This window comes from Bacillus spongiae (genome assembly GCF_037120725.1).
In the GTDB taxonomy this organism is placed as follows: Bacteria; Bacillota; Bacilli; order Bacillales; family Bacillaceae_K; genus Bacillus_CI; species Bacillus_CI spongiae.
The window spans coordinates 260,665-284,924 of sequence record NZ_JBBAXC010000004.1 but is presented as its reverse complement, the minus strand read 5'-3'; the positions used below and the strand labels follow the sequence as shown (position 1 = coordinate 284,924).

Sequence of the window (24,260 nt, the reverse complement as noted above, 5' to 3'; positions counted from 1 at the left end):
ATTACTATAATAACGACCGAATAAAAGTAAAATTGGCTGGCTTAAGTCCAGTACAATACCGAACTCAAACCAACCTAATAGCAGTATAACTAAAACTCTAACTTTCAGGGGTCACTACCCGATCGAGGGTCTTTTTTCATTATAAGTGAGAATTTATGTTAAAATAACCCATTAAAGGTATAGGATGGTTTTGCGTGCGAACGATTAAACTTTTTGAAAATTATTATTAAAAGAAATCAAGGCTGAATAGGTTGACTATTTTTTAAACTTTGATAAAATGATTGTGATATATCAATTTAATAATGAAGTTTTACCACTGGGGGGGCCTATAAATGGCTGAGATTAAAGTGTGACTTTAAGACTCTTGGAACCTGATCTGGTTAGTGCCGGCGGAGGGAAGTGGATAACGATGTACATACTATATCGAATCAAATCCACTCGCAAATGAAGCAGAGGGATTTTTTTTTGCGCGCAAAAGAACACCATATTTTATGTAAGAGTAAGTAAAATAAAGAAGTTGGAGGTATCATCATGTTTAAACTGAAATTATCAGATATATTAATTACGATTGTGATTGCATTAGTGTTTGGGGTTATTTACCGTTTATGGAGCCCAGTTTACGAGAGTTTAGGGCCATTTGGACTCCATGTCGATCAACTATTATACGGTATGTGGTTTATTGCAGCAACCGTAGCATTTTTAATTATTCGTAAAGCAGGTGTTGCGTTACTAGCTGAGGTGGCTGCCTCCTCAGGGGAATTAATTATGGGGTCTGAATATGGACTTGAAGTATTAATTTATGGTTTTCTTCAAGGGTTGTTTGCAGAAGCCGTATTTGCCATTTTGCGATATAAGAGCTATAGCTTAATGACGGTTTCCTTAGCGGCTATCGCTTCTTGTCTAGCAAGCTTCATTATGGATTTCTATAAAGGGTATATTGACGAACTTGTATGGTGGAATTTAGCACTATTTTTACTTTTCCGTTTCATTGGATCGATCCTTATCTCAGGAGTATTAGCCTATTATCTAGTCAAAGCATTAGAAGCAACAGGTGTTACAACGTTAATTAGAGGAGCGACAAAAGAGGATTATGAGTCACTCTAATCATAAAATCATAGAATTAAACAATCTTCGGCTGAAATATCCAGGTTCAGCCGATTTGCAATTTGAAGGGTTGGATTTAAGTATCGAGCGAGGAGAGAAAGTTCTCCTCCTCGGTCCATCTGGTTGCGGAAAATCAACATTACTACAATTAATGAGTGGCATTATTCCTAAATCATATGAAGTTCCTTTTAAAGCAGAGAACATCGTGATTCCTGAAAAAAATGGAGTCGTGTTTCAAGATCCAGATACACAGTTTTGTATGCCCTTTATGGACGAAGAACTAGCGTTTGGCTTAGAAAACTACCAATGTCCCCCTGAGGAAATGAGCGAGAGAATTCAAGAGCTTTTGAAAAGCGTTGGACTAGATCATTTGCCCTCGCATACACTTATTTCTTCCTTGTCAGGTGGGATGAAGCAGCGACTAAGTACAGCGGCAGTATTATCAACTAATCCTGAAGTTATCTTTTTAGATGAACCAACCGCGATGATTGATGAGGAAGGAACAATCGAGTTATGGCAATTGATGAAACAAGTGACTTCTAAGAAAACCGTTGTCATTGTGGAACATAAAATTGAACATATTCTTGATTTTGTTGATCGTATTATACTAATGAATGAGGATGGGGAAATCGTTGAAAGTGAGATCAGACCACATGAACTTCACCTTTATCAAGCGCAATTGCAGAAGTATGGAATATGGCATTCTACTGTGTGGGAAGATTATATTAAAACAAAACAACCGTCCAAGCTGTGTTCATCAACACCTATTATTTCATTGAAAGATTTTCGGGGATTTCGAAAAAAGGTTGAAAAAATTCATGTGACCGAAGAACAAGTCAATAAATCTGAATGGATTGCGGTAACGGGGAAAAATGGTGCGGGAAAAAGTACGTTTTTTCATAGTTTACTGAAATTAATTCCGACGAAGGGATACTATGAGCTAGCAGGAACAACTCATCATAAGAAGAAAGACTTACCTCAGTTGATTTCTTTTGTGTTTCAAAATCCAGAATATCAATTTATTACCCACACAGTATGGGATGAGATGGCTTTTCGTTTCAAGCAACCGCTTGCAACGAAAGAAAAGGAAGCCATTCAATCGCTCCTTCGACAATTTGGGTTAGAGGGCATGGAAAAGCAGCATCCTTATCAGCTGTCCATGGGGCAGAAAAAGCGCCTTAGTATCGCTAGCAGTCTTGTTCATAAACCGTCCATCTTGTTACTTGATGAACCAACATTTGGACAAGATGCGAATAATACCTTTATGATTTTAGAAACATTGGAAGAACTACGCCATCATGGTACGACGATTCTCATGATTACGCATGACAGGCATATTGTTAAACACTTTGCTGACAGAGAATGGAAGATTGATGAAGGGAAGTTAATAGGAGGAGAAACGCATGGATTGGACACATAAAAAAACGTGGCTACACGATAGTAATCCATCGTTCAAGCTTGCGGTCATGATTGTGCTGTTTTTTTTCATCCTTTTTATTCATAATCCAAATGTCCAGCTAAATATACTCTTTTTCTTACTAGGGACACTGATTTTCTTATCAGGGCAACGGTTATGGATGATTGGTCTCTTTCTCCTTCCATTCTTATTTGTCTTTTTTACTTCATCTATATCAATGATTATGTTTGGTAAAGGAGAGACCATTTGGTTTGAATGGGGGCTAATCTCAATATCAGCAGAAAGTTTTTATCGAGGAATTCATATCGGGTTACGAGCCATTAATTTTGGTTTATTAGGATTGATCTTTGTCTTTACGACAAGACCTGTCTTGTTATTTTATTCAATGATGCAACAGTGGAAGCTTAAGCCCACTTTTGCCTATAGTTTTATGGCAGGAATCCGCCTTCTTCCCACATTTGTAGAAGAATTTAATACTTTGCGAAATGCGATGTACGTTAGAGGAGCGAATGTGAAAAAGGGGATCTTTTTTACGATGAAAACATATAGTATCCCGCTACTATCTCAAAGTATTCGTAAAGCGCATCGTATTGCGGCTGCAATGGAAGCAAAAGGGTTCACCAATGAAAAAAGAACCTATTATTATCAACAATCGTATAGCCGTTATGATGCCTTCCTTTTCATTTATATTGTGGTCATGATGGTTGCAATATATTTGTTGACCCAAAATGTAGCGTATTTTCCAGTTGATAATGTTAAGTCATAAAAGACCAACTTGTTCACAAGTTGGTCTTGTTTTATTACTACCTAATCATAAGATCTATTGTTCAGGCAGTATTTCATTCATCCATTTGCTCATGTTTTCCCTTGTGATTTCTCCTTTGTATACTCGATTAACAGTACCGTCAGGATGAAGAAAAAATGATGTTGGGAGAACATATATCCCATATGCGTCATATACTTCACTATCTTTGTCCATCACGACAGGCAAGGATAAATTGTTCTTTTCAAAAAAGTTTTTTACCGTTAGTTCAGATTCATTAACATTGATCGTGATTACTTCAACGTTTTGGTCTTTATATTGATCATAGGCGTCTTGAATTACGGGCATTTCCTTTTTACATGGAGCGCACCAACTGCCCCAGAAATTTAATAATACAGCCTTTCCACGAAATTCGCTTAACTTTAGTTCCTCTCCATTCAATTTTGGAAGAATAAAATCAGGAGCCTTGTCATTAACTTGCACTACTTGCTTCGAATCCTTTCCTACTAAATTGCCATAGAGTGTATAGATTACGGCACTTAAAAGGATTGCTAGTATAATGGTTCTCATCCATAATCGTTTATTTTTTTTCAAAAAGAGCTTCCTTTCTCAATTCCATGATGATCGATTAGAAATTATTAGTAAGAAAAGGGTCTCTTTTATTTTACATAATCAAGGTTTCCTATCGTTTATCAATCAAAGTATCTTCCCTCAAGAAACGATCATGGCTGAATTATTTGCTAAGCATGTAATGGTAGCGGTTTTATTAAAAGTAATGTTACCTTTTCTTTCTACGTATTTCTAGTAATAGGTTAATAGTTTTTTTGTAATTTTGTAAATAATATCATCTATAATACATTCCTTCCATTTTAAAAAAATGGTTGTTGAGTCTGATCATATTTCTCTCTTTTTTATAAAATCTGGAGTGAATAATATCTCATCATACTTATTTTTTCCAATTAGATTACGTATTGACTCGTTTAACTCCCACGTACCGATTTCTAAGGAGTACTATTAATCTTCACTAGAAAATGACAGGCTGTTTTATGCTTGTCGTTTGTCAAACTAGTGAACATCCACCCTGTATATTGAGAAATCCTTTAAAAACCTTTATACTATACTAATGCGTATACTTAGACTCAGTATGCATTTAGTTAGAAAATACATTGAACCAATTGCATGTTCATCTTGTTAGAAAGGGGATTTTCATGAACGAACAGCAGCGTTTAGAAAGTCAAAGATTAAAAGAGAATAATTCTTCGGACAAAAAATCCGAAAAGGATTATAGTAAATATTTTGAATCAGTCTACACTCCGCCATCTTTAAAAGATGCAAAAAAACGCGGAAAAGAAAAAGTAAACTATCACAGTGACTTTACTATTCCTGATGAGTTTGAAGGACTTGGGAATGGGAAAAAGTTTTACATCCGCACATACGGTTGCCAAATGAACGAGCATGACACGGAAGTAATGGCGGGTATTTTTATGGCGCTTGGATATGAAGCGACAAATGGGACAGAGGATGCAGACGTCATTCTTCTCAATACTTGTGCCATTCGTGAAAATGCAGAAAATAAAGTGTTCGGTGAAATCGGTCACTTAAAGGCGTTAAAACGTGAAAAGCCAGATTTACTAATCGGTGTATGTGGTTGTATGTCTCAGGAAGAATCCGTTGTGAATAAGATTCTTCAAAAACATCAGCATGTCGATATGATTTTCGGTACACATAATATCCATCGTTTACCTCATATTTTAAAAGATGCGTATATGGGGAAAGAAATGGTTATAGAAGTGTGGTCAAAAGAGGGAGACGTCATTGAAAACCTGCCGAAAGTACGTCGTGGGAATATTAAAGCATGGGTAAATATTATGTATGGATGTGATAAATTCTGTACGTATTGTATCGTGCCATATACGCGCGGGAAAGAGCGCAGTCGTCGTCCAGAAGAAATCATTCAAGAGGTTCGTCATTTAGCAGCCCAAGGCTATCAAGAGATTACGCTCCTAGGTCAGAACGTGAATGCTTATGGGAAAGATTTTGAAGATATAGAGTACGGTCTTGGAGATTTAATGGATGAAATGCGGAAAATAGATATTCCTCGCGTTCGATTTACAACAAGTCATCCACGTGACTTTGATGATCATTTAATTGAAGTTCTTGCGAAGAAGGGAAATCTTGTTGAGCATATTCACCTTCCAGTTCAATCTGGTTCAACGGACGTATTAAAGATAATGGCTCGTAAATATACAAGGGAGCAGTTCTTAGAGCTTGTCCGAAAAATTAAGGCAGCAATCCCAGATGTAGCACTTACGACAGATATTATCGTAGGCTATCCGAATGAAACAGATGAACAATTTGAAGAGACTCTTTCTTTATACCGTGAAGTAGGATTTGAAACGGCTTATACTTTTATTTATTCACCACGTGAAGGAACACCAGCGGCGAAAATGAAAGATAATGTACCAATGGAAGTGAAAAAGGAGCGTCTACAACGCTTAAATGCTCTCGTTAACGAATTATCAGCAGAAGCGATGAAAGACTATACGGGTCAAGTACTCGAAGTCCTAGTTGAAGGCGAAAGTAAAAATAATCCTGAAATTTTGGCTGGCTATACAAGAAAGAATAAGCTTGTTAATTTTAAAGGGCCGAAAACAAGCATTGGGAAACTTGTTAAAGTGAAGATTACGGATGCAAAAACATGGTCTTTAAACGGAGAAATGATTGAAGAACTAAAAGCGGTTGAGGTGGAATAACATGACAAAATACACTAAAGAAGATATTATCGCACGTGCACGTGAGTTAGCAAACATGATTTCCGACACAGAAGAAGTAGATTTCTTTAAACGAGCAGAAGCGCAAATTAACGCCAATCAAAAAATCAGTGAAAAAATTGCAAGTATTAAAAGTCTACAAAAGCAAGCAGTTAATTTTCAGCAATATGGAAAAGTAGAAGCACAGAAAATGGTCGAAGAGAAAATTGACAAAATTCAAGCAGAGTTAGATTCACTACCTGTTGTTCAAGAGTTCAAACAGTCCCAAGTGGATGTAAACGACTTATTACAGATGGTCGCGTCGACAATCTCAAATTCAGTCACAGATAATATTATTAAATCAACCGGTGGAGATCTTCTAAGAGGAGAAACAGGCTCAAAAGTAGAAAATTCAGCTCCTGGAAGTTGCTCTTAAGAAATAAACTCGTTATCGTTTCCTATAAAGCCTGAATGAGACGGGGAATGAACCTTTAATAATTTAGCTAATCACATTACGTAATGAATCATTAAGCTGCCCTTCTTAACTCAAAATAGGCAAGATAATAGTAAAAAAGACCAAATCATCCTGTGATTTGGTCTTTTTTTAATTAGCATTTACATAGTAAACTAAATGGTCTGTCCATTCATCATTTTCATAAATAAAGCCTTTTCTTTTACATTCAAATGCCATTCCGGCACTTTCTGCTAGCTTCATAGACGGTATATTATCTATATTAATATGCGCTTCAATTCGGTGGAATTTTAAGTCTTTAAAGGCGATGGTAAGTGCGGCTTTAACTGCTTCTTTCCCGTAGCCGTTTTGCCAGTACTGGTTATGGATCGTATAGCCGATTCTCGCCCAGTCAAATTGCATGCGGGCTAAAGTAGAGAAATCCACCATTCCTACATGAACACCGTCTTTTTTTCTAAAAACACCAAATACGTGGGCAATATCATCCATCGCTAATTGCTGATGCTTGTCTACCAATTGGTGGAACCAATCGATTGTACATTCACTCATATCGATTTTTCCATCGTCATGGGGACTCTGGGACGGGAGTCGATTATTAAATTCATTCAACCAGTTTATGTAGTCCTCTTTCTTTAATGGTCTTACGATTAATCGTTCGGTTTCGAAAGTATACTCAAATTGATTCAAATAAACACCTCTGAACTTCCTGTTATAATATTTTGATAGATTTATTTTACTATAGCATTTGAACGAAAGGAATCATGACCTGAAAGTTCGACTCCCTTAGTTCAATTAGGGTTTCTAATATTCACTTTAATAGCCTAAAAATAGACACTGCTTTTCAGAATGCTATGATCGTTTTGTTCTAAAAGCTCCCTATAGTGGAAGAAAGGATTTAAACCTTTCCAAAACTGAGTCGTTAAATGGAAATTTCTTTTCTTTAATACTATATTTCATCTTTTCTAATGACTGAAGTGCACCTTCCTTTAGCTCAAGAGGGTAATTATATTTGATGCTATTTGTTTCAAACTCCTCTTCATCAATAACTTGCCAATCCTCATTTTGTGGTTTTACGAAATCTAAATCTAAATCAACAAAAGATAGTTCGTTTCCTTTTATTATTGATGGCAAAGCAACATTGCAGTAATAGGAGACAATGCTCCCATTTTCAGTCGGTAAAGCCTTCTTTGAGGGAAAAGTATTCTAATGATGTATTATGAAAGGTAAACGTAGTATCTCTCGAGTAGTGTATGAACTTTCTACCAGGTTTACAAAGCACTATTACATACTCTGGTGTTTTGTAAACAAGTTCTCCTTCCCATTCATAATGTTGAACGTTAGGGTACTTTAACCCCTTTATACGTATTACTTCACCCATAATGATTTCCTCCATAACCCTTTCAAACTATTCTATTTTCCTCCTCGTTAACTGAACAACTGCTCATCTATATCGTAACATAGTTGAAAGGCACAATATTTAAGAAAAAAGTATCAATTCACTTAATCTATTTACAATTAATCCAACTAGTGTTAAACTTGTGAGGATTAAATATGAATGAAAATTGAATATTGATCATCATTCTACTAGGGGTGTCCATTCAGCATGGACTGAGAGAAGTACGCGTATAAAGTTCTTTGACTCTTAGAACCTGATCTGGCTTGTACCAGCGGAGGGAAGTAGTTAGCATAATTTGAACAAATTTATTTGTACACGTGTGCATACTTCATCGGGTCTTGAAAAAGAACCCGATTTTTTGTTTTTATTATGCTTAAAAATACCTCACCTTCATATTGATATAGGCCCAGGTTAAAATCAATAAGGGAGGAAATTGGATTGAAAAAAGTAGAAAACGAAGGAATTGAATTTAAATCTCAATTCCCAAATAGTAAAAAAGTATATGTAGAGGGGACACGCTCTGACATTAAAGTTCCAATGAGAGAAATAGAATTAAGTCCAACAGAGACAGAAACAGGGACAGCTCACAATGAACCGATAAGAGTATATGATACAAGTGGTGTATTTACCGATCCGAATTTCATCCCGGACATACATAAAGGACTTCCTGAATTACGAAAATCATGGATTTTGGAACGTAAGGATGTTGAGGAATATAGTGGAAGAGAAGTAAAACCAGAAGATAATGGAATTCGTAGTAAGACGGGAAATGAACAAGTATCGTTTGATCGAAAAGATCGTAATCCGCTACGTGGACTCAAAGGAAAAAATGTAACCCAAATGCATTATGCTCGTAAAGGAGAGATTACCCCTGAAATGGAATTTATCGCCATTAGGGAAAATCTTGATGTGGAATTTGTCCGTAAAGAAGTAGCAGAAGGACGCGCGATCATCCCAGCAAATATTAACCATCCCGAGAGTGAACCAATGATTATCGGTCGTAATTTCCACGTGAAAATTAATGCGAATATTGGGAATTCAGCTGTCAGCTCTTCCATTGAAGAAGAAGTGGAAAAGATGACATGGGCAACTCACTGGGGAACTGATACGCTAATGGATTTATCAACAGGTAAAAATATCCATAACACACGAGAGTTTATTATTCGTAATTCTCCTGTGCCAGTTGGAACCGTTCCTATTTATCAAGCACTTGAAAAAGTGAATGGAATTGCTGAAGATTTAACGTGGGAAGTGTATCGAGATACGTTAATTGAACAAGCAGAGCAAGGGGTAGACTATTTTACGATCCATGCTGGAGTACTTTTGCGTTATATTCCAATGACGATTGAACGCACGACGGGAATCGTCTCCCGAGGAGGATCAATTCTGGCGCAGTGGTGTCTTGCTCACCATAAAGAAAACTTCCTTTATACTCATTTTGAAGAGATTTGTGAAATATTAAAGACGTATGATATCTCGGTTTCATTAGGGGACGGTTTAAGACCGGGATCGATTGCAGATGCGAATGACGACTCACAATTCGCTGAGCTTGATACATTAGGAGAATTAACAGAAATTGCTTGGAAACACGATGTGCAAGTCATGATTGAAGGGCCTGGCCACGTGCCAATGCATAAAATAAAAGAAAATGTCGACCGAGAAATAGAAGTGTGTAAGGGAGCTCCTTTCTATACGCTAGGTCCATTAACAACGGATATTGCGCCGGGATATGATCATATTACTTCAGCCATTGGAGCAGCGATGATTGGTTGGTTTGGAACTGCGATGCTTTGTTACGTGACACCGAAGGAACATTTAGGTCTACCGAACAAAGAGGATGTTCGACAAGGGGTTATTGCCTACAAAATAGCGGCACATGCTGCCGATTTAGCAAAAGGTCATCCTGGTGCACAGAAGCGTGATGATGCGTTATCCAAAGCTCGATTTGAGTTTCGTTGGAACGATCAATTTAATCTTTCGTTAGATCCTGATCGTGCTAGAGAGTACCATGATGAAACGCTACCAGCTGAAGGAGCGAAAGTCGCACATTTTTGTTCCATGTGCGGGCCGAAATTTTGTTCTATGAGAATTTCTCATGATCTTAGAAAACAAGCAAAAGAAGGAGAACAAACAAACAGCGAGTTTATTAAAGAGGGAATGGATAAGAAATCGAAGGAGTTTATTGAGAATGGGTCAGCCATTTACCAATAATTCATTCGAAGATAAAAAAATTGAGTGTTTGCAAGCAGAAATCTCTTTATTACAGCAAAATATCAAGCATTTAGAACAGCAGCTTTCAGAAATTCAACAGTCATGTCGGCATGTATTTAAGGAATCCTATGTGATGAGAAAATGCGTTAAATGTCATTTTGCTGAAAGTAAGTATTATTAATGTTGATAAAAACAACGGCAAGCTTCGCCGTTGTTTTTTTGTTGAAAAAAAGCATGATAATGGAAGAAATCTATTATATAGTAAAATAGTTAAATGTTTTAATTTTTTGACTAAAGGAGATAAATATGATGAATTATATTTGTATAACATGTGGAGTTCAATATGGTGAATCTCATGTAGAGCCGACACAATGTAAAATTTGTTCGGAGGAAAGGCAATACGTAAATCCGAATGGGCAATCATGGACAACATTAGACACAATGATAAAGAATGGTCAATATCATAATGAATTGATTCATAAAGAAGAAAACTTAATTAGTATTGCTACAAAGCCTAAATTTGGCATTGGGCAAGCAGCGTATTTCATAAAAAATGAAGGGTGTAACATTCTCTGGGATTGCATTACATACTTGGATGATAAAACGATTTTAGAGTTAAAGGAAATGGGTGGTGTACAGGCCATTGCGCTCTCACATCCGCATTATTATTCAACGCAGGTGGAATGGGCGGAAACCTTCAATGCGCCTATTTATATTCATGAAGATGATCGAGAATGGGTGACAAGACATAGCGACCACATTCAATTTTGGTCAGGAAATTCTTATGAATTAGCAAACGGATTGACTATTCATCGAATTGGAGGTCATTATAAGGGAGGATCTGTTTTACATTGGGAAAGCGGAAATGATCAAAAAGGTGTATTACTAACCGGCGACATTATTCAAGTTGTGGCAGACCAAAGGTGGGTTAGTTTTATGTATAGCTACCCAAATTTAATCCCACTTCCTGCACATAAAGTGAGAGAAATGGCTGATAAAGTCAATTTATTAACCTTTGATCGTATTTACAATGCGTTTCAGCGTAAAGTAGAGAGCGATGCTAGAGAAGCTGTCCAAAGGTCTGCTGATCGATACATTAAAGCATTGGAAGGAACGTTATTTACAACATAGCTTAATAGACTATGGCCATTATGTAGGTCAATACAAGCCGATTTTCTGTTATAGTAGGAGATCGGCTTGTTTTTTTCATAGGGAAGAACGAAGGAGAACATAATGATGTCGTTGAAAAGGATGATTACGATTGTGAGGCAGTGATGAACATGTTCATGGCAAGCACTATTAGGAAACAATTAAATTGACATGAGTAGAAGTAGGTTTCTTTGCAGGTTTTTCAAAGAATGATTTATTATTGATTAGTGAAATCGTACTTTTTTAGCATCATACACAACAAGGTATGAGATCCTCTCAAAAGGGAGTAGCAAGGCTACGTCATCATCTCAATCACTACATTCCCCTTCTTATGACCTAAGTCTACATATCGATGGGCTTGAACGATTTCTTCCATCGGATAAACTCTATCTATATATGGCTTATATTTGCCTTCCGCAATTAATTTTCTCAGCTTCAATAATTCTTCTATTTTTGTTTTACGACTTCCAGTATCCTTGTGAACATTAAGGTAAACACCAGTTTTTCTTATAACTTTCTTTGCTTTTGACTTTGGTAACTTTGCTACAGCATCAAATAGAACATCATACTTCTTATTTAATTGTGTAAGATCCTGCTTAGTATAATCAATCACATATTCTGCACCTAATTCCTTAGCTAGCTCTTGATTCTTTGTACTACATACAGCTGTTATCTTTGCGCCGTAATGGTTTTTGGCAATCTGTACTGCAGTTGAACCTACTGCACCTGAAGCACCATATATAAGCACTTCTTGGCCCTGTTGAATATCGGCTTTTTCAAGACAACGAATGACAGTCATTCCAGCTCCAACAGAAGCAGCGGCTTCGCCAAAGGGTAAATGATCAGGCATCAAAGTCAGTAGTCCATCTTCAGGCATTCTTTTATATTCCGCATAGCCACCAAAATCCTCTTCCAATGTAGAAGCAAATACTTTATCCCCAACCTTAAACTTCGTCACTTGTTCTCCAATTTCCTCGATTTCTCCTGCTAATTCCATCCCCAATATGGATCTTTTAGGCTTGAACATTCCAAGATACAATCGGGCAAAGGGCCATTGAATAACTGGTACGGAGAAGGCTCGCATTCTTACGTCTCCTCTTGTAACTGTAGAAGCGTGGACTTTTATTAATACTTCCGATTCCTTTGGTATCGGCTTTTTAAGTTGTTTTATACGAAGTACTTCTGGCGCACCATATTCTTCATAGACTATCCCTCTCATAAGGTTCTCTTTCATCATGGCCTCCTAATTATTTTTATTAATACACATTAGTAGGTTATCTGATTGTCAAATCTATTTACATTTATAAAAAGTATATTGTAAATATCTCCTCTTGATGATTTAAAAAAAGAATTCTATATAAAAAAGACTTCAGAGGAGGTCGAATGCCTGAAGTTGGGAGATAGGATTGGTATTAAATGAAGGCTGTTTTCTAAAAGATAGTTTGTATTGTTTTTAAAAACGGTGTATCCTATGTTACTTTTACTATTTTTTCGTTGTGGTATAACACCTTTAGGTAGTTTTTGCTTATTTCATCCATGTGTATTTTACGAAATAAGGAGTAAATAAAGACCCGATGAAGAATATGATGAGTCCTATACATAAAGATAAAAGAGGATTACTAAAGGGTGATAGGAAGGAAGTAAATATAAGCATAGGTAAAATCGTTAAAGATGAAGTGACGAATCTACCAGAAAGCTTTATCCTATGCTCTCCCTGACAGTTCTCACATTTAATCGGTTTATTTCCTACCCATAACGATTTATAAATTTTACGCCAACTAAATAGCTCGTTACAGTTCTCACATTTTTGCAAAGCAAACACCACCTTGTCCGACGTTAATAAATTTCATACATATTTATTTGGGAATCTTGTTATATCAAATTCCTCTTATGTAAATATTACTGAATTTATTTATCCTATTAAACTGTCTATTTGTTGAATAAGATAATTATGTATACTTATATATTAGCATATTTTGTAAAATACCTTGTATAAAAAAAGTGTTATTCATTTTTCAAATTGATAGAAATGCTCCCGCAATGTCACTAATTTCTTTATATACTTATTTCCATACGCTATTTTAGTAAAAAAATAATATTTTTAACGAAAATAGCCTAAATAAATGATTGATGGAAGGAATGGGAGGTCTAACGCGATCAAACCTTTCCGATACTTAAATATAGAGCACACTAATGGAATTACGCATCTATAGGCGTTAGTAGACTGAAACATTTGAAGGAATGGAATAGAATATTGAAGAAGTGATAGGAAAAAACAATAGAAGTTTAGAATACTTAATAAGAAGGATGAAACCTAAAATAAAGGAGAATACATATGAGCAAATTTGGATTGTTTGTAAAATTTACAGTAAGAGAAGGAGAGCGTGACACATTGGTAAATATTCTATTGGAGGCAGCAGAATCGATGCAGCAATTGAATGAATGCCAAATATATTTAGTTAATGTTTCTGACGATGAACCAAATTCTGTATTTGTTTATGAAGTGTGGAGCGATGAGAATGCGCATCAAGCATCATTATCACTTGAAGGGACTCAATTATTGATCAAGCGTTCCAAACCAATTATTACAGGAATGGAGAGAATCAGTACTTTGCAGCCGAAGGGAGGAAAGGGCATCTCTAACTAATATACTTAATATTGCTAAACGGAATAGAAAATCAACAGTACATCCTTATGAAAAGAAGCCATTTTGTCTCAAAATGGCTTCTTTTTTCGTCATTACATTAGAAAGACACAGGTTTCACAAGTATTTTAGTCTGCATTTGCATCATTTCAGTTATATGGAATTCTTCACTGAATGTTTTTAGTATAGATGAGGGTCAAGTTTTTTAGACGGATGGACTCACCCGGCTAACCGATCAGTTCCCTTTATTTCTTTGCAATTTTTTCAATAACAGAGTGTAAATCATCTGGTCTATGAAATTCGATAGGTGAGAAGCCTTTTTCGAACGTAATTTGTTCTGATTCAATCATAAGAACGTACCGCCCGTTGACTTTTGCGAGATGAACTGTATCACCAAAATCGGATAATAATGACTTGACTGAAATATGATCTAGCTTAAGTTTAAGCTCAACTTCAGGTGCTTGTTCAACAATGTGTTGAGTGGCCTCTATTACTTGTTCAGTCGTTAGCCTCTCTTGAAGCTCTCTTTTTGGACTGACGGCCCAATGCTCTACAGCTTCTTCAAACTCCGCTTTTTCCGTACTCTCAGCTTCAAATACTTCTTCGATATGGTCACTGACCATTTCAATCACCTGAGTTTTTACGATTTCAGGCATCGATCGCTCATATTCAATAAACTTTAAAAAATCTTCAAAATATCGAGCATGTGAAGCTTGGTGAATTTTTAACTCCACGGGATCCATCATCCCTTCCTCTGGCATATATGGATAGACGATACTTTTCATGTTTTTCGTTGTAATGGCCAATTCAACGTTATGGATCATCGTCGCTTCGTCCGTAATACTTGCTACTTTCGGTTCAAAATCACATTTCAGCATAAATAAGAAAGGGTCATCAAAGAATTTTGTTAATTTCGCTGAAACGACTAAGAAAACACCTCCCCGAACAGCACTTGTATCGATATAGGTTTGTGCGAAAGCATCTGTCATTTCTCGGAATTTTTCAGTTGACTCTGCGAATCGTGCCTTATGGAATAGGTTGTAATTAGGATTGGAAGTTAAGTCATGTCCTTGTTCAACGATGAAGCGCCCAATCTTCGTTGGGGCATTATCCGATTTGGCGTGTCGATCGACCTTTCGCTTCACGATACGAGCCAGTTCACCATCTAGAAAGGTTTTAAGTGGACTTTGTTCATACCCTGTTGTGTCCATTGTTTGGTAGTGTTTATATTTTTTATGTGCTTCTTCTCCGGATCCTTCAACTTGTACTACGTAAAAGGATAAATAGCTTATCGTAAAATCCATATGCATCTCCTTTTTCTTCGATTTTATCAGTATATGAAATGATGAAGTCGTCGTCAATGAGCTGAAGAATAATTGCATTGACAAGTAATATGATAATTAAAGGCTGTCTTTTTTAGTCAATACAAACGGAATGGATGATGTCTTGATTATTAGATTTCTACTTCAACAAAAAGGGGTTTCCATAAAGACCGTTATAAATCTCTTTTTAAGGTGATTCTAAATTTAAGCCTTTGGTTATAAGAGGGAGCGATTTCGAGATAAAACTTAGATTTTAAAAGAATAATAGTCGTATTGAATTTTTTACAGTATCTAATACAAGAGGAAGAAAATATATAGAAGTTCTTTTTTGAGTAGAAACATATTTTAACAAAAAACAAAGGATTTCTTTCTAATAAAATCGAAATAAAAAAATAAATCGAAACGTTGTTACATACCATAAGAAAACTCATGTAAAACAGGAAAATATTCATTTTCCTAAGTCATACGGAAGCGGAGGGGATTAGTTGGAGTATGCGGTTGAACTAGAAAATTTGAGTAAATCTTTTGGAAATCAAGAAGTACTAAAGAAGATTAGCTTTAAGGTTCCTAAGGGAACTGTTTTTGGGCTGTTAGGACCGAATGGGGCTGGGAAAACAACAGCGATACGAATCATGTCCTGTTTAATGGAACCAACAGGTGGAGATGTGAGAATATTAGGAAAATCCATTCATTCCAATCGAAAGGAGATTAGGAGAATCGTAGGGTGTGTGACTGAGTCACCTGGAATTTATAACAGATTGTCGGTATGGGACAACCTAGAATTTTTCGCACACTGTTATGAGCTGCCCAAAAATGAGCGAAGTCTTCGAATCGAAACGCTTTTGAAACAATTTAATCTTTGGAAGCGGAAAGATGATCCGGCTGGGAGCCTTTCAAAAGGGATGAAGCAGAAGGTTTCAATTATTTGTGCATTATTACATGACCCTGAAGTTCTCTTCTTTGATGAAATAACTGCAAACCTCGACCCAATAAGTATCCGTGAAATGAAGAATCAAATCAAAGATTGGGTAAATTCTGGAAAAACCATTATTTATTGTTCTCACACTCTATCGGAGGTGGATGAACTATGCCATCAATTTGCCATTATTGATGGAAATGTAATTAGTTTGACGACTCCACAAAAATTTAGAGAAGAATGGTCCATGTACAATGTGTCAATGAAGCTTGAATCAAATCATAGTCAAGCTGAAATGATATTCCGAAATGCACCAGAAATTGTGGCGTTTGAACAAGATGGAGGAGAATACAAACTAAAAGTAGATAATCCTGACAGTAATAATTATCAATTGCTTAAAAAGCTAGTCTCTTTAAACATCCCAGTAACCTATATTCAAAAGATATCAGTTACATTAGAAGATTCGTATCACGCCTTACTTAAAAGTGATCGGGGGGAGATATAGTGCCGTTTTTTATTATGAGACGTGAATGGAAAGAAATTTTTGCTACAAAATCTCTTTTTCTAACAAACATGATTGCACCAATCGTTCTCCTCCTAGCGGCTTTTTTAACTATCAATTATACTCAGGAAGGAGATATTAAAATCCTCTTAGATGCCATCAAGCAAGTAAATCCACAGCTCAATGTACTCGATTCACAAGGAACGGTTCTGCTTGCTCGTTTTTACTTTCTCTTTTTTCTAATCATCCCTGCTGTTCTACCATTATCTCTAGCAACAAACAGTATCATTACTGAAAAGATGACAGGAACTTTAGAAACGGTATTAGTGACCCCGATTACAACAAAGCATTTTATATTAGGGAAAATTTTAGCGTTCTCGATTCCACCGGTCGTGACGACTTGGATTATGCAAGTGGTTTATTTACTATATGTTTATTCCACATTTGATGGAGCAGGTGAATTCTTTTCACCAATTTTGATCATTTGTTCGATGTTTTTAGTGCCGTTTGTTTCATTAATTAGTGTAACTTTAAGCATCATCGTTTCATCAAAAGTGAATAATGTTTCAGCAGCACAGCAGTTTAGTATCTTGATTATCTTGCCAATTATTGCGATGTCCATTAGTCAGGTTGTCTTTCTTTCATTTTTGTCCAATCCATTAGTTTACATTGGTATTCTTGCTTTCTCTGTTGTTCTTTCATTTGTCGCTTTTCGTTTATGCATCGGGTTATTTAGTCGAAAAAATATTATTACTAAATGGAAGTCCTAAAATTAGTTGGATTAATATCCAGTCATTACTACGACTCCATAACGTAAATCTATAATTTCGTAAGGAAAGGTATTTATATTTTGATTTTCGAAAAGAAAAGAGTAGAGTAGTAGCTACTTAATTGTTGGTAGCTACTTTTTTGTTAAAAAAATTTTTTCTTACAAGGGGTGACTTTCAGAAGTTAGCTTCCAGCCTTAACCCGATCCTCCTTTTTACTCCAAATGTACAGTACATACTTAGACAAAGAATTTCCTTTAAGAGCTAGTATTCCTCCTATTTGGCAATAGGACTATTTCCTATATCAATATAAAAATAATATTTCTTGATTCCGTGTTTTTTCATTCCCCTGACTTGAGAAATTTCAATTTGAACTTAGTGACTCACTTGTATGTATGCGCATTTTCGACAGGCGAGTATTTAGAAATCATTCATAAGGGTTGGTATACCCAGGATGTGGGTAGAGGTAATGAACATAGTCAATTTCCATTTGTATTATTGTGAAAAATCACGCACGACTTGCTTCTGTCTGCAGGTATGTAAAGATATCTTTACGTACCAAATAATGTATGATACTGTAGATGTAAAGATATCTTTACATGATTGGGGGTAGGGTTGTGACGAAAGTAATTAACCATATTAGGGAAATACGACAGCAAAGAGGAATCACACAAGTGAAGATGGCAGAAGATCTGCAAATTACTCGTCAAACGATTAATGCTATTGAAAAACAGAAATATAACCCTAGTCTTGAATTGGCATTGAAAATAATCGATTATTTTAACGTTTCAATTGAAGAAGTCTTTTATTTAGAAAACAGAAAGGAGAAGAAGGGATGAAGAAACGCAATCAACTGTTCATTTTTGTGTTTTTAGTGGGATGTATCACCATCGGAGGTTTAATGGGGTTCGCAGTTATTGGAAAGAAAGAGGGGGAATATCCGTTTGAATTAATGTGGGCTGCTTTAGGAGGTACAATCGGGGGGATATTCATCACCTTACTTATTTATTTCTTACGAATGAAACGAAAAGTAAACCTCCCAGCTATTGATGAAAGAGTTTTAAATGTTTTAAAGAATTATTTTCTTATTGTATTATATGTTGTCTTATTTGGAAGCGGTGTCGTCTTCGGCTCTTTATTTACATTTGGAGTAGAAACAATTGAGACAGGTGCAGTGATTGCTTCTTTATCGATCATGTATATCGTTATTATAGTGGGAGCATTCGTCACGGTTAAAGTCTTTTAGTTGATGAAGGAAACAGGATTTGATGGTTCAGCATTTTTTATTATAGGTAAACAGATGTATTAAAAAGGTCCTTATAATCTATAAAAATGTTTAATCAGCTTCTCTTCTGTCGTATAGGCTCATAAATTCAGTCCAACTATTCCGTCCACAACAATTTTCCTACAGGAGCACTACCTAACTCATGAATCGTATAAACTTCCTTTCCTTAGAACAGAACTAATCGCCCCTATTAGTAGATGAATATTCGTTAAAATTTACAATAATTAATTGGACATTCCTTCTTTAGTCATAATTGTTCACCTTCTTTCATTAAATATAGATGAGGGGCAAGTTGTGCTTGTATGGAAGCGAGGTTTTCAAAATACAATACAGACCAAGAAATAGGGTTCGACGACATCTGTTTAGAAGGGGCCTCAGTTGTAATTCTCTTGTTATTTCTCCATAAAAGTATTTGGGAACATTCATTCATAAAAAGCATAGAATGAACTATCTCGAAACATTTTAGACATCTACCCAAATTTAATCGCACAAACGTCTAGAATGTGGCATAAGATGAATTGAAAATGAATGAGGAGGTTCGCTCGAATGGCAGAATTCAGAGAGATTATTACAAAGGCGGTCGTAGCGAAGGGGCGAAAATTTACACAGTCCCATCATACGATTAGTCCACCACAACATCCATCGAGCATTTTAGGCTGCTGGATCATAAATCATGAGTATGAAGCACGCAAGGATGGGAAGAAGGTTGAAATTTCCGGTTCGTATGATATCAATGTGTGGTATTCCTATAGCGATAATTCAAAAACAGCCGTTGTAACGGAAACGGTTGAATACACAGATGTCATTAAGCTAAAATACCGAGATCCAGATTGTCTAGATGACAAAGAAGTGGTTGCAACAGTTCTGCAACAGCCAAATTGTGTAGAAGCCGTCATCTCGCCTAATGGAAATAAGGTTATTGTACACGTGGAAAGAGAATTTATTGTTGAAGTGATTGGCGAAACGAAAATCTTTGTTCAATTCGATCCTGAAGGAACCGAAGATGAAGAATGGGATTTTGAAGTTGACGATGAGGAATTCGAAGAACTGGATCCAGATTTCTTACTAGATGTTGAGGAGTAAAACTAGGAAGAAAACTCTTCCTAGTTTTTTTTGTCAATAAAGTGAAGTGAATTTTTTAACACTTTAGTCGCTGGACTAAAGTGTTTTATAATGAAATAATAGTTGGAAAAATCGGGAATATTTGAGCCATTTCTTTCGGATTTATAGAGTTTTCTCATAATGCGAAAACAAGATATTTGTGTAAGACACTGTTTACACTTTTCCATGCTCACACCGAATAATGGATTTAATTCACAAATGGAAAGGAAGGATGTACGTTGATTCGTATCTTTAATCAGTCTGATACCTTAATCATTGTGCTACACGAAATTTATGGCATCAATCAGCATATACTCGATTACTGCGAGCAATTATCTTCTGAAGGTTATGATATTGTCTGTCCAAACTTACTAGAAACAAAGGTTGTTTTTGACTATTCAAAACAAGAGGAAGCTTATCAATATTTTCAGCGTAAAATTGGGTTTCAGACTGCACAACAAAAAGTAAGAGAAATCGTACAATTGAATAGAGAAAAATATACAAACCTATTTGTTGTAGGCTTTAGTATTGGGGCAACAATTGCTTGGTTATGTAGTAATGAGCAAGAAATAGCGGGCATCGTAGGGTTTTATGGCTCACGCATTCGAGACTATGTGAAAATAGATCCGCAATGTCCGGTGTTATTATTTTTCTCAGAAGAGGAACAATCATTTAATGTCGAGAAAGTAATGGAAAAAATTAAACACCCAAATATTGAGTTATATAGAGAAGAAGGGCATCATGGGTTTTGTGACCCCTATTCCTTATATTACCGTAACGATTTAGCTCAAAGAACGTTTGATAAAACAAAGGCGTTTTTACTAGAAAAAATACGACTACCAAGATAGGTTTAGATGATTCAATTTTATCAATTTTTAGAGAGTGTTAAAAGCATATTGAACGACTGCCTTTCCTGCTTCTGTTCCTATTCCTTTTCCCCAGTACCTTGGATAAAGAAGATGGATAGTTTCTATATATTCTGAATTATCAATATATCTTAAACCACAATGACCCATAATTTCCTTACATACCTTGTCTGGCATTGCAGCATAAATGGTCAATTGTTTTAAAATAGAAATTCTATTACTCTAGTAAATTTTTTTGCACCGGAACTCTAAATAGTAGGTAATGCGTCTTGGAATTTAGATCATAGTACCAGTATATCCAAGTTTTTGAGAGTTCTTACATGGGTGTTGCAGTTTTTACACCAGAACCTGATTGTGATATAGTAGAAAAATAGATAATAATGGAAAGGTGCTCAATATGGAGAAAAAAATCATTATTGGAATTCTATCAGCAACCTTAGTAACAGGAGGTTTAGGTGGTATTGCATATAACAAATATGTTCAAGCAGTAGAAGTAGAAAAACTGGAATTGCAACAGAAAGAACATCTTGAAAAAGCGAAATCCTCCGTACTAGGTTTATATAGTGAAGATAAAAATGCCCTCTCAGAATCCATTACGTCAGAATTAATTCTCGAAGCAGAGAAGTTAGTAATTAAAGTAGAAAAGAAGTCAGATAGAGAGCAGTTACAGCAAGAGATTGAGAATGTGCAAACGATGTTTGATACACAAAATAGTATATTTTCATTACTAAAAGACAATAAATTAGTTGATAACATTACTAAAGAGCAGTTAAACGAGGTAAGTATTCAGATTGAAGAGGTAAAATCAATAAACGAAACGTTTTATCAAACGTTAAAGAAATATTTTGATCTTGCAAATACTCAATATACTGATTTAATAGCAACGACAGAGAAAATAAAGGAGTTAGAACAATCGCCAGATCGTACTACATATAAAGAAGTTGAAAAGTTAGTAAGCAAGGTTTTAAATGAAAGTCAAAAGAGTGAGCTTATAGAGAGAGTGGCAAAAGTCGATTCGATTTTAACAGAACAAGAGGAAGAAGCGAAAAGAATCGCGCAAGCAGCTAAAGAAGCAGAAGAGAGAGCGAAGCAAGAGGCAAGCGTTAGTGTAGCGTCATCAAATAATCAAACGTCAGCAAGTTCGGAAAAATCTTCAACTAGTAATAACACCACAAATGAAAAATCATCTTCAAAGGATACTACATCAAGTAAACAGCCATCAGAGAATAATACTCCCAGTAATAAAGAAGCTAACAATAAGTCGTCTGAAACTGTATCATCAGAAAGTAATTCTTCAATTGAATCTGATCCATATGCAAGTGATAGAGATTGGGATGTAGTTGTAGTCGGAGAATATTTAGACAATTCTGAGTGGACATATGCCCTCTCGGAATCCATTACATCAGATTTAATTCTCGAAGTAGAGAAGTTAGTAATAAAAGTAGAAAATAAGTCAGATAGTGGGCAATTACAGCAAGAGATTGAGAATGTGCAAACGATGTTTGATACACAAAATAGTATATCTTCATTACTAAAAGACAATATATTAGTTGATAACATTACTAAAGAGCAGTTAAACGAGGTAAGTATTCAGATTGAAGAGGTAAAATCAATAAACGAAACGTTTTATCAAACGTTAAAGAAATATTTTGATCTTGCAAATACTCAATATACTGATTTAATAGCAACGACAGAGAAAATAACGGAATTAGAACAATCACCAGATCGTACTACATATAAAGAAGTTGAACAGTTAGTAAGCAAGGTTTTAAATGAAAGTCAAAAGAGTAAGCTTTTAGAGAGAGTAGCAAAAGTCGATATGACTTTAACAGAACAAGAGGCAGAAGCAAAAAGAGTCGCGCAAACAGCTAAAGAAGCAGAAGAGAAAGGTGAAGCAGAGGCAAGCGTTAGCGTAGCGTCATCAAATAATTAAACATCAGTAAGTTCAAAAATCTTCAACTAGTAATAACACCACAAATTCTTCAATTGAATCTGATCCATATGCAAGTGATAGAGATTTGGGTGCAGTGTGAGAATATATAGAATTATGAGTGGACTCACACTTGATAGTCAAGGTAATACATGGAATTCTTGGGAATGAAGATAACCATTAAACAATGAAATATAACAATGTTTGAGATAAGAGAGTGTGGTACAAAACCCACCTCTGAATCGAAGTTAGATTATCTTCGCCCCTCTCCCAACATCGAACGTACGGATTGTGTATACGGCGTTTCAATTTATATTACAGGGTGTATTTATAGAAAATGCTCTAAAGCAGAGGGGGATCCTCTCTGCTTTCATTTAGTCATTCACGTTTCCCTCATACTTACCGTTGGTGGCATCGATGACCGCCATCGGGTCCCAAAACTCTCGGAGCAGGATTAGCTTACCATCGAGAAACAGCATCTTGTTCATGTAACTTTGAGTGTAAGTGTTACCTTCAGAAGTCACAGCGTCCCCCTCGTATTCATTTATGATAATATCGGGTTCACCCTCAACCGCATAGGAACGAATGCTGTGTAACTTCAACTCCTTGAGTTGGGTAAGCATCTGGCGGAGATAAGTAGTAGCAACTTCTTTTCCTTCAAAACGGTCTGGCATGTCGAGCGAAGGAGCGTATGGGAACTCTAGCACGATGTCGTCCGCAAAGTATTCAAAGCCCTCCTCGCTGTTATTTGCGGCAAGTATAGATTGTGCCACCTTAATGTTGGACGCTGCTACTGGGGAAATATTCACGGATGTATTGTTTTGATTAGTCATTTTAAATCCTGCTAAAAAAGTACTCAACCACTGTCGTATATCGAACAATTGTTGTATAACTTTATTGTAGGCACAGCTTCACTCTCGCTCAAGTAACAAAAACCTGTTATTGTTGCATAATCCTCATTTTCCCCTAATTGTCTAATATTTTGAATTAATGAGACTGTAATGTTTTGGATGTGATAAATGGAAGAACTTCAAATCTCACATCCCTTTCCAATTTAAAGCTATTCCATTCTTAATAATTCCCTAATAGACAAACTTGCATATTCCAAATAATCTTCTGGTGATTTATTGCTGTTCTGCTTCCAATCAATTGAAGCTCCGTAGATCATCCAACTTAACATAGTGGCAATCATTCTTAGCTTTTCATCACTTTGATCCGGATACTTATTTAATAGTGATTGTAAGATTATCTGTTCAAGTTCCTTTTTTAATATAGTTTCTATATTGACAGCCATATCATGATAACTTCTCTGGCATCGGTCAGATAAGCTCATGTGAAATTTTGTAATGGATATGAATAAACTCTTCAGCATTTCCTCATTGAATTCTTTATTATTCGACAGTTCCTGAAGTACATTCTCAATTAAAACTTCTTTTATTACTTTTTCAAGCAAATCATATTTATCGAGAAAATGGTGATAAAAGGTTGCTCGATTAATCATGGCCCCTGACGTAATATCACTGATTTTAATACTATTGAAATCCTTTTTTTCCAAGAGTTCTATCAAAGAATCAATAATGAATTTCCTAGTTCGAACTGAACGTAGGTCTGTGTTTCCCTCAATCATAAAGATATACCTCCATTCCAAAATGATTTTAGACATTT

General features: G+C 35.8%; 27 protein-coding genes and 2 riboswitches. Of the genes, 17 read left to right on the top strand and 10 right to left on the bottom strand.

Annotated elements, in window-relative coordinates:
* The 4 genes from WAK64_RS07195 to WAK64_RS07180 all read left to right on the top strand — a co-directional run.
* A partial coding sequence (locus WAK64_RS07195) for an IS3 family transposase (protein ID WP_336586284.1) occupies positions 1-89 on the top strand: 89 nt, incomplete at its 5' end.
* A gap of 219 nt (positions 90-308) precedes the next feature.
* A riboswitch (TPP riboswitch) is annotated at positions 309-415 on the top strand.
* Between the two features lie 116 nt (positions 416-531).
* On the top strand, positions 532-1,104 hold the full coding sequence (locus WAK64_RS07190; RefSeq protein ID WP_336586270.1) for an ECF transporter S component: 573 nt from the start codon (positions 532-534) through the stop codon (positions 1,102-1,104).
* Positions 1,091-2,524, top strand: a complete 1,434-nt coding sequence (locus tag WAK64_RS07185) for an ABC transporter ATP-binding protein (protein WP_336586269.1) — start codon at positions 1,091-1,093, stop codon at positions 2,522-2,524. Before WAK64_RS07190 ends, WAK64_RS07185 begins: the two co-directional genes overlap by 14 nt.
* Entirely contained in the window at positions 2,508-3,287 is a 780-nt protein-coding gene (locus tag WAK64_RS07180) for an energy-coupling factor transporter transmembrane component T family protein (RefSeq protein ID WP_336586268.1), read from the top strand. Before WAK64_RS07185 ends, WAK64_RS07180 begins: the two co-directional genes overlap by 17 nt.
* 54 nt (positions 3,288-3,341) lie before the next feature.
* On the opposite strand, the gene resA is transcribed toward WAK64_RS07180, so the two are convergent.
* Positions 3,342-3,878, bottom strand: a complete 537-nt coding sequence (resA, locus tag WAK64_RS07175) for a thiol-disulfide oxidoreductase ResA (protein WP_336586267.1) — start codon at positions 3,876-3,878, stop codon at positions 3,342-3,344.
* A 614-nt stretch (positions 3,879-4,492) separates the two neighbouring features.
* Here resA and miaB point away from each other — a divergent pair.
* Complete coding sequence (miaB, locus tag WAK64_RS07170) at positions 4,493-6,037, top strand: tRNA (N6-isopentenyl adenosine(37)-C2)-methylthiotransferase MiaB (RefSeq protein ID WP_336586266.1); 1,545 nt, start codon at positions 4,493-4,495, stop codon at positions 6,035-6,037.
* Between the two features lies 1 nt (position 6,038).
* Complete coding sequence (locus WAK64_RS07165) at positions 6,039-6,470, top strand: YlbF/YmcA family competence regulator (protein ID WP_336586265.1); 432 nt, start codon at positions 6,039-6,041, stop codon at positions 6,468-6,470.
* Positions 6,471-6,638: 168 nt separating this feature from the next.
* On the opposite strand, the gene WAK64_RS07160 is transcribed toward WAK64_RS07165, so the two are convergent.
* From WAK64_RS07160 to WAK64_RS07150, 3 genes are all read right to left on the bottom strand, one after another.
* Positions 6,639-7,193 carry a GNAT family N-acetyltransferase gene (locus WAK64_RS07160; RefSeq protein ID WP_336586264.1) on the bottom strand — a complete coding sequence of 185 codons (555 nt, stop codon included), beginning with the start codon at positions 7,191-7,193 and terminating at the stop codon, positions 6,639-6,641.
* 189 nt (positions 7,194-7,382) lie between these two features.
* Positions 7,383-7,637, bottom strand: a complete 255-nt coding sequence (locus WAK64_RS07155; RefSeq protein WP_336586263.1) for a DUF402 domain-containing protein — start codon at positions 7,635-7,637, stop codon at positions 7,383-7,385.
* Positions 7,638-7,674: 37 nt separating this feature from the next.
* Positions 7,675-7,884 (bottom strand): hypothetical protein, encoded by a 210-nt coding sequence (locus WAK64_RS07150; RefSeq protein WP_336586262.1) that lies wholly within the window; start codon positions 7,882-7,884, stop codon positions 7,675-7,677.
* 198 nt (positions 7,885-8,082) lie between these two features.
* Positions 8,083-8,199, top strand: a riboswitch (TPP riboswitch).
* Between the two features lie 135 nt (positions 8,200-8,334).
* On the opposite strand from WAK64_RS07150, the gene thiC reads away from it, so the two are divergent.
* From thiC to WAK64_RS07135, 3 genes are all read left to right on the top strand, one after another.
* On the top strand, positions 8,335-10,113 hold the full coding sequence (thiC, locus tag WAK64_RS07145) for a phosphomethylpyrimidine synthase ThiC (protein ID WP_419465908.1): 1,779 nt from the start codon (positions 8,335-8,337) through the stop codon (positions 10,111-10,113).
* Complete coding sequence (locus WAK64_RS07140) at positions 10,091-10,294, top strand: hypothetical protein (protein WP_336586260.1); 204 nt, start codon at positions 10,091-10,093, stop codon at positions 10,292-10,294. The genes thiC and WAK64_RS07140 overlap by 23 nt, the downstream gene beginning before the upstream one ends.
* 125 nt (positions 10,295-10,419) lie before the next feature.
* The gene (locus tag WAK64_RS07135; RefSeq protein WP_336586259.1) at positions 10,420-11,244 is read left to right on the top strand and encodes an MBL fold metallo-hydrolase; all 825 of its coding nucleotides are present in this window, start codon (positions 10,420-10,422) and stop codon (positions 11,242-11,244) included.
* A 313-nt stretch (positions 11,245-11,557) separates the two neighbouring features.
* Here WAK64_RS07135 and WAK64_RS07130 read toward each other — a convergent pair whose 3' ends face one another.
* On the bottom strand, positions 11,558-12,499 hold the full coding sequence (locus WAK64_RS07130; protein WP_336586258.1) for an NAD(P)-dependent alcohol dehydrogenase: 942 nt from the start codon (positions 12,497-12,499) through the stop codon (positions 11,558-11,560).
* 288 nt (positions 12,500-12,787) lie between these two features.
* On the bottom strand, positions 12,788-13,084 hold the full coding sequence (locus WAK64_RS22385; protein WP_419465907.1) for a TIGR04104 family putative zinc finger protein: 297 nt from the start codon (positions 13,082-13,084) through the stop codon (positions 12,788-12,790).
* Between the two features lie 513 nt (positions 13,085-13,597).
* Here WAK64_RS22385 and WAK64_RS07120 point away from each other — a divergent pair.
* The gene (locus WAK64_RS07120) at positions 13,598-13,909 is read left to right on the top strand and encodes a putative quinol monooxygenase (protein ID WP_336586256.1); all 312 of its coding nucleotides are present in this window, start codon (positions 13,598-13,600) and stop codon (positions 13,907-13,909) included.
* Positions 13,910-14,151: 242 nt separating this feature from the next.
* Here WAK64_RS07120 and WAK64_RS07115 read toward each other — a convergent pair whose 3' ends face one another.
* Positions 14,152-15,210 carry a DUF3900 domain-containing protein gene (locus WAK64_RS07115; protein WP_336586255.1) on the bottom strand — a complete coding sequence of 353 codons (1,059 nt, stop codon included), beginning with the start codon at positions 15,208-15,210 and terminating at the stop codon, positions 14,152-14,154.
* 503 nt (positions 15,211-15,713) lie between these two features.
* Between WAK64_RS07115 and WAK64_RS07110 the strand changes: the two genes are divergently transcribed.
* The 6 genes from WAK64_RS07110 to WAK64_RS07085 all read left to right on the top strand — a co-directional run bounded on the left by WAK64_RS07110 (position 15,714) and on the right by WAK64_RS07085 (position 20,647).
* Entirely contained in the window at positions 15,714-16,649 is a 936-nt protein-coding gene (locus tag WAK64_RS07110) for an ABC transporter ATP-binding protein (RefSeq protein ID WP_336586254.1), read from the top strand.
* Positions 16,649-17,416: an ABC transporter permease gene (locus WAK64_RS07105; RefSeq protein ID WP_336586253.1), complete on the top strand. Its 768-nt coding sequence runs from the start codon at positions 16,649-16,651 to the stop codon at positions 17,414-17,416. The genes WAK64_RS07110 and WAK64_RS07105 overlap by 1 nt, the downstream gene beginning before the upstream one ends.
* 614 nt (positions 17,417-18,030) lie before the next feature.
* The gene (locus WAK64_RS07100; protein ID WP_336586252.1) at positions 18,031-18,252 is read left to right on the top strand and encodes a helix-turn-helix transcriptional regulator; all 222 of its coding nucleotides are present in this window, start codon (positions 18,031-18,033) and stop codon (positions 18,250-18,252) included.
* A complete protein-coding gene (locus WAK64_RS07095) occupies positions 18,249-18,659 on the top strand; it encodes a hypothetical protein (RefSeq protein WP_336586251.1) in 411 nt (136 codons plus the stop codon). Before WAK64_RS07100 ends, WAK64_RS07095 begins: the two co-directional genes overlap by 4 nt.
* A gap of 585 nt (positions 18,660-19,244) precedes the next feature.
* Positions 19,245-19,781 (top strand): outer spore coat protein CotE, encoded by a 537-nt coding sequence (locus WAK64_RS07090; RefSeq protein WP_336586250.1) that lies wholly within the window; start codon positions 19,245-19,247, stop codon positions 19,779-19,781.
* A 257-nt stretch (positions 19,782-20,038) separates the two neighbouring features.
* On the top strand, positions 20,039-20,647 hold the full coding sequence (locus WAK64_RS07085; protein ID WP_336586249.1) for a dienelactone hydrolase family protein: 609 nt from the start codon (positions 20,039-20,041) through the stop codon (positions 20,645-20,647).
* Positions 20,648-20,674: 27 nt separating this feature from the next.
* On the opposite strand, the gene WAK64_RS22380 is transcribed toward WAK64_RS07085, so the two are convergent.
* On the bottom strand, positions 20,675-20,815 hold the full coding sequence (locus tag WAK64_RS22380; protein WP_419465903.1) for a GNAT family N-acetyltransferase: 141 nt from the start codon (positions 20,813-20,815) through the stop codon (positions 20,675-20,677).
* A gap of 247 nt (positions 20,816-21,062) precedes the next feature.
* On the opposite strand from WAK64_RS22380, the gene WAK64_RS07080 reads away from it, so the two are divergent.
* A complete protein-coding gene (locus tag WAK64_RS07080; RefSeq protein WP_336586248.1) occupies positions 21,063-22,598 on the top strand; it encodes a hypothetical protein in 1,536 nt (511 codons plus the stop codon).
* Positions 22,599-22,969: 371 nt separating this feature from the next.
* Here the strand turns inward: WAK64_RS07080 and WAK64_RS07075 are convergent, their stop codons facing one another.
* Together WAK64_RS07075 and WAK64_RS07070 are read right to left on the bottom strand one after the other, a co-directional pair.
* Positions 22,970-23,428, bottom strand: a complete 459-nt coding sequence (locus tag WAK64_RS07075) for a nuclear transport factor 2 family protein (RefSeq protein WP_336586247.1) — start codon at positions 23,426-23,428, stop codon at positions 22,970-22,972.
* Between the two features lie 227 nt (positions 23,429-23,655).
* Positions 23,656-24,222: a TetR/AcrR family transcriptional regulator gene (locus WAK64_RS07070; RefSeq protein WP_336586246.1), complete on the bottom strand. Its 567-nt coding sequence runs from the start codon at positions 24,220-24,222 to the stop codon at positions 23,656-23,658.
* Positions 24,223-24,260 lie beyond the last annotated feature (38 nt).

Coding starts and splice junctions, on each gene's coding strand:
- WAK64_RS07095 (WP_336586251.1), top strand. CDS start 18,249: ATGAAGAAACGCAATCAACTGTTCATTTTTGTGTTTTTAGTGGGATGT.
- WAK64_RS07075 (WP_336586247.1), bottom strand. CDS start 23,428: ATGACTAATCAAAACAATACATCCGTGAATATTTCCCCAGTAGCAGCG.
- WAK64_RS07140 (WP_336586260.1), top strand. CDS start 10,091: ATGGGTCAGCCATTTACCAATAATTCATTCGAAGATAAAAAAATTGAG.
- WAK64_RS07080 (WP_336586248.1), top strand. CDS start 21,063: ATGGAGAAAAAAATCATTATTGGAATTCTATCAGCAACCTTAGTAACA.
- WAK64_RS07185 (WP_336586269.1), top strand. CDS start 1,091: ATGAGTCACTCTAATCATAAAATCATAGAATTAAACAATCTTCGGCTG.
- WAK64_RS07165 (WP_336586265.1), top strand. CDS start 6,039: ATGACAAAATACACTAAAGAAGATATTATCGCACGTGCACGTGAGTTA.
- WAK64_RS07190 (WP_336586270.1), top strand. CDS start 532: ATGTTTAAACTGAAATTATCAGATATATTAATTACGATTGTGATTGCA.
- WAK64_RS22380 (WP_419465903.1), bottom strand. CDS start 20,815: ATGGGTCATTGTGGTTTAAGATATATTGATAATTCAGAATATATAGAA.
- WAK64_RS07135 (WP_336586259.1), top strand. CDS start 10,420: ATGATGAATTATATTTGTATAACATGTGGAGTTCAATATGGTGAATCT.
- WAK64_RS07150 (WP_336586262.1), bottom strand. CDS start 7,884: ATGGGTGAAGTAATACGTATAAAGGGGTTAAAGTACCCTAACGTTCAA.
- WAK64_RS07115 (WP_336586255.1), bottom strand. CDS start 15,210: ATGGATTTTACGATAAGCTATTTATCCTTTTACGTAGTACAAGTTGAA.
- miaB (WP_336586266.1), top strand. CDS start 4,493: ATGAACGAACAGCAGCGTTTAGAAAGTCAAAGATTAAAAGAGAATAAT.
- WAK64_RS07180 (WP_336586268.1), top strand. CDS start 2,508: ATGGATTGGACACATAAAAAAACGTGGCTACACGATAGTAATCCATCG.
- WAK64_RS07090 (WP_336586250.1), top strand. CDS start 19,245: ATGGCAGAATTCAGAGAGATTATTACAAAGGCGGTCGTAGCGAAGGGG.
- WAK64_RS07130 (WP_336586258.1), bottom strand. CDS start 12,499: ATGATGAAAGAGAACCTTATGAGAGGGATAGTCTATGAAGAATATGGT.
- WAK64_RS07070 (WP_336586246.1), bottom strand. CDS start 24,222: ATGATTGAGGGAAACACAGACCTACGTTCAGTTCGAACTAGGAAATTC.
- WAK64_RS07120 (WP_336586256.1), top strand. CDS start 13,598: ATGAGCAAATTTGGATTGTTTGTAAAATTTACAGTAAGAGAAGGAGAG.